Source organism: Cognatundibacterium rivi, assembly GCF_018139565.1.
Lineage (GTDB): Bacteria > Pseudomonadota > Gammaproteobacteria > Burkholderiales > Burkholderiaceae_D > Undibacterium > Undibacterium rivi.
The window spans coordinates 31,499-47,824 of sequence record NZ_JAGSPK010000006.1 but is presented as its reverse complement, the minus strand read 5'-3'; the positions used below and the strand labels follow the sequence as shown (position 1 = coordinate 47,824).

Genomic DNA, 16,326 nt, shown 5'->3' with positions numbered 1-16,326 from the left:
TAGCATACACACAAAAGGTTATCGCACAATGTCACAACTGTTCAAATTGTTGTCTATCTCTCTGTTCTGCTTATGCAGCGTTGCGCACGCACAGGAAAGCTTGCAGCATATTGGGGAATGGATGTCGCATTATTACGAGAAGCCTGCACCAGACCAATTCACAAAATGGCTTCATGATGCGGCGGTGGCGGGAGCATTCGAAAAACCATCAGCACGCTTTCCGCTGATGATCTTCACGACCGAAATTCTGAAAATGAATCCGGATAAAGGCAGTCTATGGTGCGAAGACCTTGCGACGGTCTCCTCGACCGGCAAAGCCTACATCGGATGGGCCTTTTACAATTCCAATATTCCCGCCGCAGAGCAGTGCGTTCAAACGCAGCTGGGTTTGTCTGACAGTGACATCCAGAAAATCATGGGCACCACTCGCTACGATCCTTTATCAAAAGAGCCCGCAAGCCCGGCGGATCTGGATATGTTGTGGGCAGTTTTCAGCGCGACAGGAAATGAAGTTGCCGTCAATAAAATCATTGATGTTCTGGCCAGACCAGCGCCGAAAAAAGGCACAGAGGGCAGCACGAACATGCTGATGATGAAAGGAGCGGCGAAATGGTCGCTGACTTCAAACATTCAACAACATACGCGTGTCGCCGGGATAGTTGAAAAGCGTCGTGTCACTGAATCGGGTGTACTCAAAAAAGAGCTTGATGAAGCAGTAGCGAATGCGTCGAAATCAGGCCGTTAACAATTCAATCCGGAGAATGCCGCGCATACTTCGCGCAAAGCGCTGGATTTATCACTAAGGGTATTTATGGAAACGCAAAAACTACATCGAGGTCGGCTGATCGATCACATTCAATTGGTCGTGCAAGACATTTCTGCGAGCCAAACTTTTTATGCCGCCATTTTTGCAGCGCTGAATGTACCGATGGGAGGCACTGGCGACGGTTACTTCTGGGCAGACGAATTATTCGTGACTTCCATTGATAGCCCGGCTGCGCTGGGTGTGCTGACTGGTCGCCATCACCTGGCATTTCAGGCGCAAGATCGAAACATGGTCGATCACTTTTACCAAACTGCACTCGCGCATGGCGGCAAAGACAACGGCGCTCCCGGAGAGCGCGCTTACCATCCCGGTTACTACGCGGCCTTCGTCGTGGACCCCGACGGCAACAATATCGAAGCGGTGTTTCACGGTGAAGCAAGCCGCAGCTCAGCGTCTGTGGTGATCACTTTCTAAACACGGCAGCCGTTGAATACATCAGAATTTATTCCAGCATTTAAAGCCAAGATCTTTGCCCTTTGCCGATGACAAAACCAAAAGGCTTTTGCCTCGGGTAGCAGCATCGAAACCATATCGAAACACCGTCGAAATACCATTGCAATACCGACGTCATCACAGGAGTAACCATGAAACTGATAGGCATGCTTGATTCACCCTACGTTCGCCGGGTGGCGATCTCACTGCAATTGCTCGGTATCGAATTTGAGCACCAATCGTTATCGGTATTTCGCGGTTACGCTGAATTTCAACGGATCAATCCTGTCGTCAAAGCGCCGACGCTGGTTTGTGATGACGGAAGCGTGATCATGGATTCGACGCTGATTCTTCAGTATGCAGAAGCGCTTGCGCGGCCACGCACACTGCTTCCTGCCGATGTGCAAGGCTTGCAGCACGAGCTGCATCTGATTGGCCTGGCGTTGGCCGCCACCGAGAAAAGTGTGCAGATCGTTTATGAACGCAATCTCCGTCCATCAGAAAAACTGCACGAACCTTGGCTGAACCGGATTTCAGAGCAGGTGCTCGCCGCCTACACGGAACTGGAATCAGCACTAGCTGCCACGCCGCTGGCGCACACCAGTGCAACGGTAAGTCAGGCGGGCATCACCATCGGTGTAGCCTGGCATTTCACGCAGCAAATGATTCCGGAAAACGTGCCGACAGCAAACTTCCCAGGTCTGGCCGCGTATTCGCAAGCGCTTGAAGCATTGCCGGAATTTCGCGCCGCGCCGCATGGTGATGGCACTTACGTGAAGTAAGATTCAGCGACAAACCTTCCCTCTTTTTTACACAGGAAAATTCTCATGCGTTTCATTTCAATATTGCTCGCAGCCACATTCACCGCTGCATCCTGCGCAGTGCCAAACGACGGTATGGCGCAAGAAGCGGTGCGCGCCGCTGCTGATCCTGAAGCGCTGTTTCACAGCAATGACCCGGCACTGGATAGGAATAAACAGGCGGCCTATCACATCGTCAAAGATTTACTCGAAGCAAATCACTGGGAACTGGCCGATCGCTATCTGACGGAACGCTATATTCAACATAATCCCAATGCCGCCAATGGCAGAGCAGCAGTGGTCAGTTATTTTACTGACGTCAGAAAAGTAAAGCCAACACCGATACCAGCGAAGATGCAAAGCAAGGTGGTATCGGTCGTTGCCGAAAATGATCTGGTCACGGTCGCTTTCGTGCGCGAAATGAAAGATGAAAAAGACCCCGGCCGCAGTTACACCACCACCTGGTTTGACATGTGGCGTTTTGTAGATGGCAAAGCAGATGAACACTGGGATGGCGCAACGCTGATGGGGCGCTAATCATAGCGCAATGCTGAACACCGAACGCGAAACGCCGAATGCTGATATCCATGCAGCGTGATAGCGAAGCGCGACGACACCTGCAAACATCAACACTTTATCCTCACTCATTGTTAACTTCTTACGGAGTCACTCGACTATGCGCACACTGGCATCACGCCTGACGATACTTGCATTTCTTTGCTGCGGCGTTGCTGGCGTCAGCGCGGCTGATCTGTCTGACGATACCATGTTCAAAAAACTGCACGAGCAGCTTGCCAGCGGCAATGCGGAAGTGAAATACAACCTCGGCATGTTCTACCAAAACGGCATCGGCACCGCGCGCGACAGCAAAAGCGCGTTTCGTTATTTTTTGGAAGCCGCCGAAGCAGGCAGCTTACTGGCATCGTATAAAACCGGTTGCTATTACGCCGGGCAGTTTCCCGGCACAGTGGAAGTGAACGAAGAACTCGCATGGAAATACAAACTGCGCGCTGCCGAAGCTGGTTACGATCTGGCGCAATCAGATATCGCCCTGCATCTGATTAAAAAAGGCGACATCCGCAATGCCGCGCTCTGGCTGGAACGTGCTTCACGACAAACAAACATCGCCGCCACCGGCCAGCTCGCGCATTACCTGAGCCGCGACGATACGCCCGATCTGGCGACCGGCTACGCGCTATTGCTGCTCTTCAAAGAAGCAACGCCGCAAGTGACGCCGCAGTTAAAAGAAAGAATCACCAGCGTTGAAGCCCGACTCTCGCCGGAAGAAAAAACCGCCGCCAACGTCATACGCGCATCATGGTACACCGGCGTCACCCCACTCACCGCACTCGCCCGCAGCGGCGTTTCCGCCGTCCCCAAATTACTGACATCGCTGGAACACTGAGACCCGCATTGCCCCATTCATGCCAGTTTTTTGCCCTCCAGAGCCGAAAATATACTGGGTGGGGTATATTTAAAACCCCTTTGTTTTATTAAGAGATTGAGGCGATTTTGGCACATACTCCCCTTTTTTTGCCAAAAAAGAACAATTACGTCTTATCACGCTGATAAAAAATAAAACACAGTATCGATAGCACTGCAGGTCGACGACAAACCCTCAATACATGAACGGAGTTAACCTGAAGTTGGTAATCTACTCAAAAAACAAAGTACCTGAACAGGTTCACGTTACGTAGCCAAATCAGAGTCGACACGTATTGGAACATACTCCACATAATAGATAACATTGAAAATCTGGCACGTTATAAACGTAGGGCGAGACAATAATTAATAGCAGCGCATCGCAATCCACCAACACTAAACAATAACGAGCAAGAAGCTTGCCTTTTAGATCATAAATAAGGCACACTCTCTATAGGACGCTTTGCTTTCATTTATCCTCCAAAACCTCCAATACACGTCGAATTTGGTGCGAGTGATTAGTTTATATAAAGCACCGTTAGAAATTTCCCATCAATTACTACCATCTAAAATAGAAATGAAAAAAACACTTCTTGTCATTGCCGTTACTTTTAGCATTTTCGGGTGTGCAACAGAACCTGCACGCTATAACTATGTTAAGGAAGGTGCATCTGATCACCAACGTACAGATGCTCTCTCTGAATGCAACTACCAAATTCGACTAAATAAAACTCCCGCAGCAGAACAGGCAGAACTTCTAAAGTTATGCATGCAAGGCAAAGGCTTCCGTCTGAGGCGGATTAATTAAACGAACTCGAACCCTATAATTTTATTCGCGCGCAGAATTACCATTTGTGTCTAGATGCTAAGGACATTCCCCATGAAACATCAACTGAGATCAGTGACAAATTTGGCGAGTAGTGCAAAGAATGAAACTGCCGAGGTTCCCAGCACAAGATGGTGGGAATCTTATTTGGTACGATATTTTATCGGCTTCATCGTTGGCTGCACCTGCATCGTAGTTTTTGGCCTTCAAACGGGCACATTTGACAGGCTCATAAACCATCTGTCTACCACCAATGCTTCAAATGGAAAACCAGATTGGAGTGCAATTACTGCACTTGTCGCGATTTTAGGTCTAGGGTTTTGTTATATAGCAAGTACGCCAATTACAGTCTTGCATGCTGGCCGCTACCGCAAAGGCTGGTTAGATGGACACTCACGCCACTTTTGGTTTGCATGGATTTCACTATGTATAATAGTTCTGGCATTTGGTGGCATAAAAATTATTGGTAACAGGCCTACGTGCGAGTGGCTAGCAGTAGCTTTTTCTTGCGTATTGATGTTCGCCACACTAATAAAAAATGACAATCCTATTGAAAAAACCCATCCGCGCTTAGTATTTCCATTGTTCACATTTATTTGGCTTCTGTTTTTTTGGGGTGCCGTTGGACGCATCTTTGGCTATCTTGGACAAGGACTTAGTGAGTCAGCGCAAAGATGGTGGATTCTTTCCATGCCTGCATTTTGGATACTTGTTGGGCAATACACAGTTTTATACCGGCTATTACACGAAAAGGAAGCATTTTTTTCCTTTTATGCAAAGCTATTTAAAGCTCGAAGAATGAAAAATGCGAGGGATGTTCGCGACACATACACGCACCTACGAGAACACTCAAATTCCGTTTTTATTGTTGTAATAGAACTCGCGCTACTTGCCCTTTTTATGGCGATATCAAGCAGCATTTCTAGCAATAAAGGAAAAATTATACCGAACGAAAGTCTAGGTGCACTTGTAGTATTTGGCTTAGTAGTTTGGATGGTTCCGACCGTATTCATGTGGGCACGCGCAAACTCGCTTGAGGTCGAGTTTTCTGACAATCCAAAATCATACCTAGAATAAGCACAATGGAATTTCTTACCGGTGCTTCGATACGAGTGAATGCTTCGTGTTAACACCGTCTAACGTTCATAGAAAGGTCTTATGGCATACGAATTAAAAGATAGACTGGTAGTCGGTGTCGCATCTAGCGCAATGTTTGATCTTTCAGAGTCTGACAAAGTATTTCGCACTGAAGGTGAAGAAAAGTACAGAAAGTATCAAGAGGAAAATAAGGATAATCCTCTTTCTGAGGGCATGGCGTTCTCATTTATAAAGCGACTGCTCTCACTAAATGATCTAAGCAACGAAGAAGCGGGACCATTGGTTGAGGTTGTTCTGCTCTCGCGCAACGATCCTGACACCGGATTACGCGTCATGAAATCTATTGAACATCATAGTCTCGGGATTACCCGCGCAATATTTCAACAGGGAATGTCCCCATATGCCTACATTCCTGCCTTAAATATTTCTTTGTTTCTTTCCTCCAACAAGAACGATGTTTTAGAAGCACTTGCAAAGGGATTTCCAGCAGGCTACGTCATGGAATCAAAGAAGATTGATGACCCAACTGACAAAACTCTGAGGATTGCTTTTGACTTTGATGGAGTCATTGCTGATGATGTCTCCGAAACGGTAATGCAGCATGGCAATCTAGAAAAATTCCATGAACATGAAACAGCGAATGTAATGGAGCCACATGGCGGAGGGCCGCTAAAGGAGTTTTTACTTCGCGTATCAAAGATACAGCAAGCCGAGGAAACTAAACGAAAGGTAGAACCAACCTACAAAAACCGCCTGCGTGTTTCTATTGTTACGGCCAGAAACGCCCCATCACATGAAAGAGCAATCAACACACTGAAGAGCTGGGGAGTAATGGCTAATGACGCATTTTTCTTAGGAGGGGTAGAGAAAAAACTTGTGCTGGATGTTCTGCAACCGCACATCTTTTTCGACGACCAATCTCGCCACTTGGCAACGGCTAGTGAAGTCGCACCGTCCGTTCATATTCCATTCGGAATAACAAATGTCCCAAAATGAGTGCTGACAGGTACACCAGCTCCAACGTTTAATAGTTAAGATTAGAAAATCTCAGATGATCCAAGGTTCGCTAGCAGCCTTCGACGGGCTGTTTATCTACCGGATCAATTTACAGCGGCTTACGTGCCGCTGATTTCCTCACCCATCAGCAGCACGCCCTCTATTTCACCCCGCCCGCTTCGCCGCAATCGCATTGCCTGCGCGGCTGACGGCTTTGCGGCCGAGGTGGGTGGAGATGAATTGTCCGGCGTCGACCACGGCATTCAGATCAATGCCGGTATGGATACCTAATCCCTGCATCAGGAACAGCACGTCTTCGGTGGCGACGTTGCCGGTGGCGCCTTTGGCATACGGGCAGCCGCCGAGGCCAGCGACGCTGGAATGGAAGATGCTGATGCCGACTTCCAGGCTGGCGTAAATATTCGCCAGCGCCTGGCCGTAAGTGTCATGAAAATGGCCGGATAAATTGTGCAGCGGGAATTCCTGCGCGACGAGTTGCATCACCTGTTGCACTTGTCTTGCAGTGCCGACGCCGATGGTGTCGGCGATGTCGATTTCATCGCAGCCCAGATCGCGCAGGCGGCGCACGACATCGGCGACGCTGGCAGGTGCGACTTCGCCCTGATACGGGCAGCCGAAAGCGCAACTGATGGAGCCGCGCAGACGGATGTTATTTTGCTTGGCCGCCAGCGCGACATCGCGAAAACGTTCTATCGATTCTTCTATCGAGCAGTTAATATTTTTTTGCGCAAAGGCTTCAGAGGCGGAGCTGAAAATCACAACTTCATCAGCACCGGCAGCGAGTGCGGCTTCAAAGCCTTTCATGTTCGGCGTCAGCACCGAATAAATCACGCCGGGTTTGCGGCTGATGCCTGCCATGACTTCGGCTGAAGTCGCCATCTGCGGTACCCATTTGGGCGACACAAAAGAGGCCGCTTCGATGTTTGCAAAACCAGCTGCAGTGAGGCGATTCACGAGTTCGATTTTAATATCGGCAGGGATGCTTTCTTTTTCGTTTTGCAAGCCGTCACGCGGGCCGACTTCAACGATTTTGACTTGTTGCGGTAGTGATGTGTTCATCTGTTTTCCTTTGCCTGCATAGTCTGTGGATGGCTTATGCGTGCGCTTATGCCTGCGCTGCGCGACGGATGATGTCGAGATACTGGCGTGTGACATTGTCCATGCCTTGTTCCAGGCTTTCAACGATCACGGCGTGGCCGATGGAGACTTCGAGTATGCCTTTGATCTGCAAAAATTTGCCCAGGTTTTGCAGGTTCAGATCATGCCCTGCATTCACCCCCAGACCGGCGCGTTGCGCACGCAAAGCAGTGTCGGCAAAGGTCTGCAACACGGCATCGTTTTGCGCTGTGCCATAGGTTTCGGCATACGGCTCGGTATATAACTCAACGCGATCAGCACCCATTTGTTTTGCCAGCGCCAGATCGGCATCGCTGATACCGGCATCCACAAACAGGCTGCTGCGGATGCCAGCGGCTTTTAAGCCCGCCAGCACTGGCTGCAATAAGGCGGCATCTTTGCGCATGTCCCAGCCGTGATCGGAAGTCAGCTGATCCGGCGCATCCGGCACCAGCGTGCATTGCGCGGGGCGGTAGCGATACACGACTTCCATAAAGTCCGCTGCCGGATAACCTTCGACATTCAATTCTGCACCGCGCTGTTGGCACAACTGCCCCAGACTTTCGACATCAGAATAACGCGCATGGCGTTGATCCTGGCGCGGATGCAGTGTGATGCCCGCCGCGCCGAGATCGAGAAAACGCGCAGCAAACGCATCGACATCAGGATAATTGCGACCGCGCGAATTTCTGAGCAAAGCAATCTTGTTAATATTGATCGAGAGTAGGGTCATCACTTCACCTGCAAAAAATTTACATACTCAATGCTCCAGCCGGTCTGTTCCGTGAAACACGAAAAAAGTACCGGCTGGACTGACTTACTGCGCAAATGCCAATAGCTGCGCGCCTTCGGTGACCTGATCACCGATCGCATACAGCACGTCGTCGATCACGCCATCGTGCGGGGCGGAGATCGTGTGTTCCATTTTCATGGCTTCCATAATCAGCAGCGCATCGCCTTTTTTGACTTCCTGAGCTTTGGCGACCAACACGGCGACGATCTTGCCCGGCATCGGTGCGGTCAGGCGACCGCCTTCGGCTTCGGTTTCACCGGCATGGGCAAGTGCATCGCTGTAATGCAGATCGGTATGCACACCCTGGCTGAACACGTGGAAGTGTTCACCATCGCGCACCACGGTGCCGCTGACGGTGCGGTCTGCGATTTTCAATACCAGATCGTTGCCGCCGCTAGCACTTGCAGACGCGAGCTTTATCTCTACCGCACCACTGTCGGTGCGTAATGTCCAGCCATCGGCCAGATACGTGAGCTGCACGCGGTGCTGGTGATGTTCTTCAGCGAACTGCAAGCTGCGCTGCATCAGGCTGTTCATGCGCCAGCCGTGGCTGCTCTGCCAGGGGTCACTGCCGCCGGATTTTTCAGACAACAGCAGCGACACCACCGCCAGTGCAATCACATCTGCCGCTGCGGGTTGCGCTGCTGGAAATAACTGTGCTTCGTTACGCGCAATCAGGCCAGTATCAAGATCGGCGTTGGCAAAGGCGTCGCTGGCAATCAGGCGCGACAGGAAGGCGATATTCGATGACAAACCGACGATCTGGTATTGCGACAAGGCTTGCGCCATGCGTGCCAGTGCTTCGGTGCGGTCTTTGCCCCAGACGATCATTTTGGCGATCATAGGATCATAAAACGGCGAAATCGTATCGCCCTCGCGCACGCCGCTGTCGATGCGGAAACCTGCTGGCTCTGCGCTGCCACCGAGTTCAAAATTCACTGCTGCAGGCGTGTGCAGATGACGCAAAGTACCAATGGAAGGTAGGAAACCTTTTTCAGGATTTTCCGCATACACGCGCGCTTCTATCGCATGGCCGTGTATCTGCAATTGTTCCTGTTGCAGTGGCAAGACTTCACCGGCTGCGACACGCAATTGCCATTCGACCAGATCGGTGCCGGTGATCATTTCTGTGACCGGATGTTCTACCTGCAAGCGCGTATTCATTTCCATGAAATAGAAAGAACCGTCTTGGTTAGCGATGAACTCAACGGTGCCTGCGCCGACATAACCAACGGCTTTAGCAGCAGCAACCGCCGCTTCGCCCATAGCGGCGCGGCGTTCCGGCGTCATGCCGGGTGCCGGTGCTTCTTCTAATACTTTCTGATGACGACGCTGTACCGAGCAATCGCGTTCAAACAGATACACGCAATTGCCGTGGGTATCGGCAAACACCTGAATCTCGATATGGCGCGGACGTTGCAGATATTTTTCTGCCAGCACTTTATCGTCGCCAAAAGAATTGATCGCTTCGCGTTTGCAGGACGCCAGCGCCTCTTTGAAATCCTTGCTGTGTTCAATCACGCGCATGCCTTTGCCACCACCACCGGCACTGGCTTTCAGCAAGACCGGATAACCGATACGGTCAGCTTCATTCTGCAAAAAATCGGCATCCTGATTGTCGCCGTGATAGCCGGGCACCAGCGGCACATTGGCTTTTTCCATCAGCGATTTTGCTGCCGATTTGCTGCCCATTGCTTGAATCGCAGAGGCTGGCGGGCCGATAAAAGCAATGCCGTTTTTAGCGCAGGCTTCGGCAAATTCACTGTTTTCAGACAAGAAACCATAACCCGGATGTATCGCCTGTGCGCCCGTCGCTAATGCCACTGCGATGATTTTGTCAGCACACAGATAGCTTTCTTTGGCGGCAGCCGGACCAATCAGCACGGCTTCATCGCAGACCGCGACATGCTTGGCATTGGCGTCCGCTTCCGAATAAACGGCGACGGTCTTAATACCCATGCGGCGTGCAGTTGCAGCGACACGGCAGGCGATTTCGCCGCGATTGGCGATCAGGATTTTGGTGAACATGTCTCGTTGTCCTTATTTTTGGAGTAGCAGATACAAGCCTGTCAGACAGGCGGGAGCATGGCGTACGGCGTGTATCGGCTGTATTTTTTAAATTATTTAACTGCAGCTACCCGCTTTTGCTTCGACTTTGCCACGGGTTTTCAAACCTAATTTATCCAGCAGCACACGGTCATCCGCAGCTTCGGGATTTTCTGTCGTCAGCAATTTATCGCCGTAGAAAATCGAATTCGCGCCAGCCAGGAAGCACATTGCCTGCACCGCTTCGCCCATCTGACGACGACCTGCGGACAAACGGACGCGCGCTTTCGGCATGGTGATACGGGCCACCGCAATCGTGCGCACGAATTCCAGCGGATCAAGCGGATCCAGCCCGTGCAATGGCGTGCCCTCAACCTGCACCAGATGATTGACCGGCACTGATTCAGGATACGGATTCAGATTTGCCAGCTGTGCGATTAAGCCCGCGCGCTGGCGGCGTGATTCGCCCATACCGACGATGCCGCCGCAGCAGACTTTCAGACCAGCGGTGCGCACATGACCCAGCGTATCGAGCCTATCCTGATAGTCGCGGGTGGAAATCACATTGCTGTAAAACTCCGGTGCGGTATCCAGATTGTGGTTGTAGTAATCGAGACCGGCATCAGCCAGACGTTGTGCCTGTTCTTCTTTCAGCATGCCCAGCGTGGCGCAGGTTTCCAGACCCATGGCTTTCACTTCACGCACCATGGTTTCAACTTTTTCCATGTCGCGGTCTTTTGGTGAGCGCCATGCTGCGCCCATGCAGAAACGGGTCGCGCCGTTTTCACGGGCGGCTTTGGCGGCGTCCAGCACTTCGCGCACGTCCAGCATTTTTTTTGCTTCGACGCCTGTGTCGTAACGCGCGGCTTGCGGACAGTAGCCGCAGTCTTCTTCGCAACCGCCGGTCTTGATCGATAACAGCGTCGCCAGCTCGACATCGCCATCCGGGAAATTGGCGCGATGCGCGGTCTGTGCTTTGAACATCAGATCGTTGAATGGCAAATCAAACAGCGCCAGCACATCATCGACCGGCCAGGTTTCGGCTTCGATTTTTTTGACGGGCGCTTGAAACTGTACGGCGTGTTGCTGAGTGTCATTGGCTTGCATAAAACTTCCTTTACTTCAAAAAATTCAGATCAAGATATGCAGCGGCAGCATGTGCCTTCTGCGTATCCTCAAGGTTCAGACGCGGAATGCATCCCAGCAGCGGCGCGGATAAACGATCACGCAGAGCGGCGATATTTTCATCGGGATACAACATCTGCGCATCGACAATATTTGCGACCCAGCCCGCCAGTCGCAAACCACGGGCGGCGATTGCTTGCGCCGTCAGCAGCGCATGGTTGATACAACCGAGGCGTATGCCAACCACCATAATCACTGGCAGATTCAATACCTGCGCCATATCTGCGGTGTCATGGCGGTCATCCAGCGGCACGCAGAAACCACCGACACCTTCAACGATCACGGCATCAGCGAGCTGCATCGCCTGTTGATAAGCATCCACAATCTGCGGCAGCGAAATATCGATCTGTTCGCGTTGCGCCACGATGTGCGGCGCTGCTGGTGTCTGCATCAGATACGGACAAACGATGTGTTGCGGTGCTTTTACGTCGGACGCCTGCACCAGACTATCGACATCGTCGTTATGCCAGACGCCATCTTGTAATACTGCACCAGCCGCGATGGGTTTCATCCCCAAACTACGCGTGCCGCGTCGTGACAAAGCCAGCAGCAAAGCACTGCTGACCAGGGTCTTGCCAATTTCGGTGTCAGTACCGGTCACAAAATAATCATGCGGACGCAACGCAGACATCAGGCCACCTCCGCAAAACACTGCGCGACATAATGCATCTGATCCAGACGGTTAATCGCCTGCACCAGTTGCAGCACCTGCACTTCCGTATGGGCGGCAGACAAGGTGACGCGCAGACGCGCTGTATCGAGCGGTACCGTTGGCGGACGTATCGCCCCGACCCAGTAACCCTGATCCAGCAGATTGCCGGCAACTGCCAGCATCGCATCATTTTTGCCGATAACCACCGGTTGAATCGCGGTGTCAGACGGCATGCCTTGCCAGACTTTTAAATCCTGACCGTGGCGGAACATGTGTATGAGCTTGTTCAGATGCGCGCGTCTTTGCTGCCCTTCTTCACCGGCAATAATATCGATGCTGGTCAGCAGCGCATGTGCCAGCGCGGGTGCGGCGGCGGTGGTGAAAATATAGGCACGGGCTTTTTGTATCAGCCATTCGATCACGGTTTCATGTGCTGCGACAAACGCACCGCCGACACCAGCGGCTTTACCGAGTGTGCCCATGTAGACCAGATTCGGTGAACGCAGATTGAAATGTTCCAGCACACCGCGACCATGTTCACCCAGCACGCCGAAGCCATGTGCGTCATCCACAATCAGCCATGCATCGTATTGTTCGCATAAAGCCAGCAAGGCAGGAATATCGGCGATATTGCCATCCATACTGAAGACGCTGTCGGTGACGACGATACGTTTTTTGCTCGTACAATTTTTCAGCATGGCTTCCAGCGCGGCGTAATCGCGGTGCGCGAACACCTGGGTTGCAGCACGCGATAAACGCACACCATCGATCAGCGAAGCGTGGTTCAGTTCTTCTGAAAACACGGCAGCATCTTTGCCTGCCAGCGCAGTGATCACGGCCTGATTCGCCATGTAACCGGTGCAGAAATACAAAGCACGCGCCTGATCGATATTCGGTGCCATGAATTCTGCGAGCTTCTGTTCCAGATTCGCATGCGCGCGACTGTGGCCGCTGATCAGATGCGATGCACCGCTGCCTGCGCCATACAGACTGACACCTTTTTGCAAAGCCTGCGTTACCAGCGGGTGTGCCGCCAGCCCCAGATAATCGTTGCTGCAAAAGGCGACGTAGTCTTTGCCATCGGCACGTACATTCGGTGCGCACGGTGTTTCTACGGTGCGACGACGACGGATCAGATGCTGTGCTTCCAGCACATCGAGGTCATCACGCAAGGTTTGCAACAGCGGCATTCTGGCAGCAGCAATCCGCAGATTGCCGCTCTTGTCATTCGCTTGATTACTTTGATTACTACTCATACCGCTCATGCCATAACCTCTTCAAATACTTTCATGGTCTTCTGTGCCAGCAAAGCGATTTCATCATCGCTCAAGATATACGGCGGCATCAGATAGACACTGCGCCCGATCGGGCGCATCAATAACTCCTGCTGCAAGGCGGCGCTGAAAAAACGGCGTGAAAATGTCGCCGCTTTTTCAGCATCATCGACGATCGCATCAAACGCAAAAATCATCCCCTGCTGGCGCACATGCCGCACACGCGGATCATCGCGCAATGGTGCAAATGCATCGGCAAACATCTGTGCTTTGCGACGGTTCTGCACCAGCACATCGTCCTCTGCAAAAATCGCCAGCGTCGCCAGTGCTGCGCGACAGGCCAGTGGATTGCCGGTGTACGAATGCGAATGTAAAAAGCCGCGCCGCACGTCTGTATCGTAAAACGACTGATAGACCGCATCGGTCGTCATTACCAGACTCAGGGGCAGATAACCGCCGCTGATGCCTTTCGACAGACATAAAAAATCGGGCCAGATTTGTGCCGATTCACAGGCAAAGAAAGTGCCGGTGCGGCCACAACCGACCGCAATTTCATCAGCGATCAGATGCACCTGATACTGATCACACAACTCGCGCAAACGCCGCAGATACACAGGGTCATGCATTGCCATGCCAGTCGCGCACTGCACCAACGGCTCGATAATCACCGCCGCTATTTTGCCTTCGCGCTGCTGCAACACACGTTCCAGATCAGCGGCAGCACGCAAGGCGACATCGGCAGCCGTTTCGCCTTCCTGCGCCAGACGTGCATCCGGCGAAGCGACCACATGCGCCCGTTGCAGCATAGGGCCATAGGCTTCGCGGAACAGACTGACATCCGTAACCGCCAGCGCACCGACAGTTTCACCGTGATAGCTGCCTTGTATGCAGATAAATTCCTGCTTATCGGTCTGGCCGCGGTTACGCCACGAATGAAAACTCATCTTCAGCGCAATTTCGACCGCCGATGCACCATCGGAAGCGTAAAAGCAATGACCAAGTTGGTGGCTGGTTAATGCGGCTAATTTTTCTGATAATTCTATGACCGGCGTATGCGTAAAACCGGCCAGCATTGCGTGTTCTAACTGATCGAGCTGATCCTTGAGTGCGGTATTGATACGTGGATTGGCGTGACCAAACAGATTCACCCACCATGAGCTGATGGCATCGAGATAACGCTTGCCATCCATATCGTACAGCCATGCACCGCGCCCGTGGCTGACCGGAATCAGGGGCACCGTTTCGTGATGCTGCATCTGGGTACACGGATGCCAGACATGTTGCAGGCTGCGTGCGACCCATTCATTTTGTGTGTTGAAATTCAAACTTGCTCCAGACTACTTTTAAAACCCGCACATTTTACGGGCATTTCCAGCTAATTTAATTTCGCAAGCCGCATAAATACTGGGCATCTGTATTGAAAGTTTTCAAAAAAGCCATGTTATTTCCGTCTGATAGCCGCACATTCAGCGAAGAATGCCACCACGACAAGGATTGCAGCAACGCGACACCCCAGCCGCTTGATCAGGTCTGCATTTCGAGTAAATGGTTTTCAATATGCATCACATGTGCATGCGCAAATTCAGTCTTACTCAGCAAGCCATACGCAAAGTGCGGTTGCAACTGACCACGGTATGCCTGAAACTGGCGCAGAGCAGTAATCACCTGGTCTATCGCCTGATTCATATTGCCATCGTCAGCAATCGCCGGGGCGCCGGGAATAGGCTCAGTCAGATTGTGGCGCATCGCACCAGCAACGGAGAAAGCATAAAAAGCCGCGTTACCTGCCGTGTGCTGAAATACCTCGGATTTCAGCTCAGGATAACCAGTCATTGAATACTGTATGCTCTGCGCCAGATGCACAAACACCTTGTACGGCGACCAGCCGCTTTTGGCGACCAACTGCCGGGACTTCAGGCTATCTAACAATGTCAGCATACGCTCAACCGATGTGATTTCTACGGTCGATTTGCGGTACGCCAGACCTGCCGCTGCCAGCGCCGTCACAGCGACGGCACCGGTTAATAAAGTACGTTTTTTCATACTAACCACTCCGGTTTGCGTTTTTCAAGGAAAGAACGCACGCCCTCGCGCCCTTCATCAGACGCGCGTATTTGTGCAATGCCTTCTACGGTGGCGGCGATCAGTTCCGGCGTCAGTTCACGGCTGGCAACATCCTGTACCAGACGCTTGGCCTGACACACGGCATGCGGGCTGTTCGATACCAGGGCTTTGACGATCTCTGCCACTTTGCTATCGAGCATGTCGGCGGTTACCACTTCATGCACGAAGCCGATACGCTGCGCCTCTGCGGCATTGAAACGCTCTGCTGTGATGAAATAACGCCGCGCTGCGCTCTCACCCATCGCCTTGATGACATACGGCGAAATCGTCGCAGGAATCAGACCGAGCTTCACTTCGCTGAGGCAGTAATTCGCACTATCGACACTGATCGCCATATCGCATGCGGCCACCAGCCCCATGCCACCGGCATAACAATCGCCCTGCACTTTCGCGACCACCGGCTTGCTGCAACGATAAATCGCAGCCAGCATCGCCGCCAGCTGACCGGCATCGGCGAGATTTTCTGCATGTGTGTAATCCGCCATTTTTTTCATCCAGTTCAGATCGGCACCGGCACAAAACGCGGGGCCATTCGCCGCCAGCACAATCGCACGCACCGCCGCGTCTGCATCAAGCGCCTGAAACACCTGCGTGATTTCAGCAATCGTGGTTTCATTGAACGCATTACGCACATCGGGGCGATTCAAAGTCACGGTGGCGACCGCGTGTTGAATAGTGAGACTCAGAGTTTGCATACCGCGCTTCCTTACGAATA

Annotated in this window: 17 protein-coding genes; 8 read left to right on the top strand and 9 right to left on the bottom strand. The window is 52.0% G+C overall.

From position 1 onward, the window contains the following. Positions 1–28: 28 nt before the first annotated feature. The 8 genes from KDM87_RS15275 to KDM87_RS15240 all read left to right on the top strand — a co-directional run bounded on the left by KDM87_RS15275 (position 29) and on the right by KDM87_RS15240 (position 6,400). A complete protein-coding gene (locus KDM87_RS15275) occupies positions 29–745 on the top strand; it encodes a hypothetical protein (RefSeq protein WP_212679906.1) in 717 nt (238 codons plus the stop codon). A 66-nt stretch (positions 746–811) separates the two neighbouring features. Continuing rightward, a complete protein-coding gene (locus KDM87_RS15270) occupies positions 812–1,240 on the top strand; it encodes a VOC family protein (protein ID WP_212679904.1) in 429 nt (142 codons plus the stop codon). A 170-nt stretch (positions 1,241–1,410) separates the two neighbouring features. Further along, positions 1,411–2,040 (top strand): glutathione S-transferase family protein, encoded by a 630-nt coding sequence (locus KDM87_RS15265; protein WP_212679902.1) that lies wholly within the window; start codon positions 1,411–1,413, stop codon positions 2,038–2,040. Between the two features lie 45 nt (positions 2,041–2,085). Continuing rightward, complete coding sequence (locus tag KDM87_RS15260; RefSeq protein WP_230407821.1) at positions 2,086–2,595, top strand: nuclear transport factor 2 family protein; 510 nt, start codon at positions 2,086–2,088, stop codon at positions 2,593–2,595. A gap of 139 nt (positions 2,596–2,734) precedes the next feature. After that, positions 2,735–3,463, top strand: a complete 729-nt coding sequence (locus KDM87_RS15255; protein WP_212679900.1) for a tetratricopeptide repeat protein — start codon at positions 2,735–2,737, stop codon at positions 3,461–3,463. A gap of 594 nt (positions 3,464–4,057) precedes the next feature. Next, positions 4,058–4,288, top strand: a complete 231-nt coding sequence (locus KDM87_RS15250; RefSeq protein ID WP_212679898.1) for a hypothetical protein — start codon at positions 4,058–4,060, stop codon at positions 4,286–4,288. Positions 4,289–4,360: 72 nt separating this feature from the next. After that, complete coding sequence (locus tag KDM87_RS15245) at positions 4,361–5,383, top strand: hypothetical protein (protein WP_212679896.1); 1,023 nt, start codon at positions 4,361–4,363, stop codon at positions 5,381–5,383. Positions 5,384–5,464: 81 nt separating this feature from the next. Beyond that, a complete protein-coding gene (locus KDM87_RS15240) occupies positions 5,465–6,400 on the top strand; it encodes a 5'-nucleotidase (protein WP_212679894.1) in 936 nt (311 codons plus the stop codon). Positions 6,401–6,565: 165 nt separating this feature from the next. Here the strand turns inward: KDM87_RS15240 and KDM87_RS15235 are convergent, their stop codons facing one another. The 9 genes from KDM87_RS15235 to KDM87_RS15195 all read right to left on the bottom strand — a co-directional run bounded on the left by KDM87_RS15235 (position 6,566) and on the right by KDM87_RS15195 (position 16,306). Then, the gene (locus KDM87_RS15235; protein WP_212679892.1) at positions 6,566–7,480 is read right to left on the bottom strand and encodes a hydroxymethylglutaryl-CoA lyase; all 915 of its coding nucleotides are present in this window, start codon (positions 7,478–7,480) and stop codon (positions 6,566–6,568) included. Between the two features lie 46 nt (positions 7,481–7,526). Then, complete coding sequence (locus tag KDM87_RS15230; protein ID WP_212679890.1) at positions 7,527–8,270, bottom strand: pyridoxine 5'-phosphate synthase; 744 nt, start codon at positions 8,268–8,270, stop codon at positions 7,527–7,529. A gap of 84 nt (positions 8,271–8,354) precedes the next feature. After that, the gene (locus KDM87_RS15225) at positions 8,355–10,358 is read right to left on the bottom strand and encodes an acetyl/propionyl/methylcrotonyl-CoA carboxylase subunit alpha (RefSeq protein ID WP_212679888.1); all 2,004 of its coding nucleotides are present in this window, start codon (positions 10,356–10,358) and stop codon (positions 8,355–8,357) included. Between the two features lie 96 nt (positions 10,359–10,454). Then, the gene (gene bioB, locus KDM87_RS15220) at positions 10,455–11,483 is read right to left on the bottom strand and encodes a biotin synthase BioB (protein ID WP_186884249.1); all 1,029 of its coding nucleotides are present in this window, start codon (positions 11,481–11,483) and stop codon (positions 10,455–10,457) included. 10 nt (positions 11,484–11,493) lie between these two features. Further along, a complete protein-coding gene (gene bioD / locus KDM87_RS15215; protein WP_212679887.1) occupies positions 11,494–12,192 on the bottom strand; it encodes a dethiobiotin synthase in 699 nt (232 codons plus the stop codon). Continuing rightward, positions 12,192–13,403: an 8-amino-7-oxononanoate synthase gene (bioF, locus tag KDM87_RS15210; RefSeq protein WP_212680219.1), complete on the bottom strand. Its 1,212-nt coding sequence runs from the start codon at positions 13,401–13,403 to the stop codon at positions 12,192–12,194. The genes bioD and bioF overlap by 1 nt, the downstream gene beginning before the upstream one ends. A gap of 71 nt (positions 13,404–13,474) precedes the next feature. Further along, entirely contained in the window at positions 13,475–14,812 is a 1,338-nt protein-coding gene (gene bioA / locus KDM87_RS15205; RefSeq protein WP_212679886.1) for an adenosylmethionine--8-amino-7-oxononanoate transaminase, read from the bottom strand. Positions 14,813–15,011: 199 nt separating this feature from the next. Beyond that, positions 15,012–15,530 (bottom strand): DUF1569 domain-containing protein, encoded by a 519-nt coding sequence (locus KDM87_RS15200; protein WP_212679885.1) that lies wholly within the window; start codon positions 15,528–15,530, stop codon positions 15,012–15,014. Next, complete coding sequence (locus tag KDM87_RS15195) at positions 15,527–16,306, bottom strand: enoyl-CoA hydratase/isomerase family protein (RefSeq protein WP_212679883.1); 780 nt, start codon at positions 16,304–16,306, stop codon at positions 15,527–15,529. The genes KDM87_RS15200 and KDM87_RS15195 overlap by 4 nt, the downstream gene beginning before the upstream one ends. Between the last annotated feature and the right edge of the window lie 20 nt (positions 16,307–16,326).

What these genes read in the sequence shown, in the direction of transcription:
- KDM87_RS15240 (WP_212679894.1), top strand. Translation starts at nt 5,465, where the DNA reads ATGGCATACGAATTAAAAGATAGACTGGTAGTCGGTGTCGCATCTAGC.
- KDM87_RS15195 (WP_212679883.1), bottom strand. Translation starts at nt 16,306, where the DNA reads ATGCAAACTCTGAGTCTCACTATTCAACACGCGGTCGCCACCGTGACT.
- KDM87_RS15230 (WP_212679890.1), bottom strand. Translation starts at nt 8,270, where the DNA reads ATGACCCTACTCTCGATCAATATTAACAAGATTGCTTTGCTCAGAAAT.
- KDM87_RS15250 (WP_212679898.1), top strand. Translation starts at nt 4,058, where the DNA reads ATGAAAAAAACACTTCTTGTCATTGCCGTTACTTTTAGCATTTTCGGG.
- bioF (WP_212680219.1), bottom strand. Translation starts at nt 13,403, where the DNA reads ATGCCGCTGTTGCAAACCTTGCGTGATGACCTCGATGTGCTGGAAGCA.
- KDM87_RS15255 (WP_212679900.1), top strand. Translation starts at nt 2,735, where the DNA reads ATGCGCACACTGGCATCACGCCTGACGATACTTGCATTTCTTTGCTGC.
- KDM87_RS15225 (WP_212679888.1), bottom strand. Translation starts at nt 10,358, where the DNA reads ATGTTCACCAAAATCCTGATCGCCAATCGCGGCGAAATCGCCTGCCGT.
- KDM87_RS15245 (WP_212679896.1), top strand. Translation starts at nt 4,361, where the DNA reads ATGAAACATCAACTGAGATCAGTGACAAATTTGGCGAGTAGTGCAAAG.
- KDM87_RS15270 (WP_212679904.1), top strand. Translation starts at nt 812, where the DNA reads ATGGAAACGCAAAAACTACATCGAGGTCGGCTGATCGATCACATTCAA.
- KDM87_RS15260 (WP_230407821.1), top strand. Translation starts at nt 2,086, where the DNA reads ATGCGTTTCATTTCAATATTGCTCGCAGCCACATTCACCGCTGCATCC.
- bioD (WP_212679887.1), bottom strand. Translation starts at nt 12,192, where the DNA reads ATGTCTGCGTTGCGTCCGCATGATTATTTTGTGACCGGTACTGACACC.
- KDM87_RS15265 (WP_212679902.1), top strand. Translation starts at nt 1,411, where the DNA reads ATGAAACTGATAGGCATGCTTGATTCACCCTACGTTCGCCGGGTGGCG.
- KDM87_RS15235 (WP_212679892.1), bottom strand. Translation starts at nt 7,480, where the DNA reads ATGAACACATCACTACCGCAACAAGTCAAAATCGTTGAAGTCGGCCCG.
- bioB (WP_186884249.1), bottom strand. Translation starts at nt 11,483, where the DNA reads ATGCAAGCCAATGACACTCAGCAACACGCCGTACAGTTTCAAGCGCCC.
- KDM87_RS15275 (WP_212679906.1), top strand. Translation starts at nt 29, where the DNA reads ATGTCACAACTGTTCAAATTGTTGTCTATCTCTCTGTTCTGCTTATGC.
- KDM87_RS15200 (WP_212679885.1), bottom strand. Translation starts at nt 15,530, where the DNA reads ATGAAAAAACGTACTTTATTAACCGGTGCCGTCGCTGTGACGGCGCTG.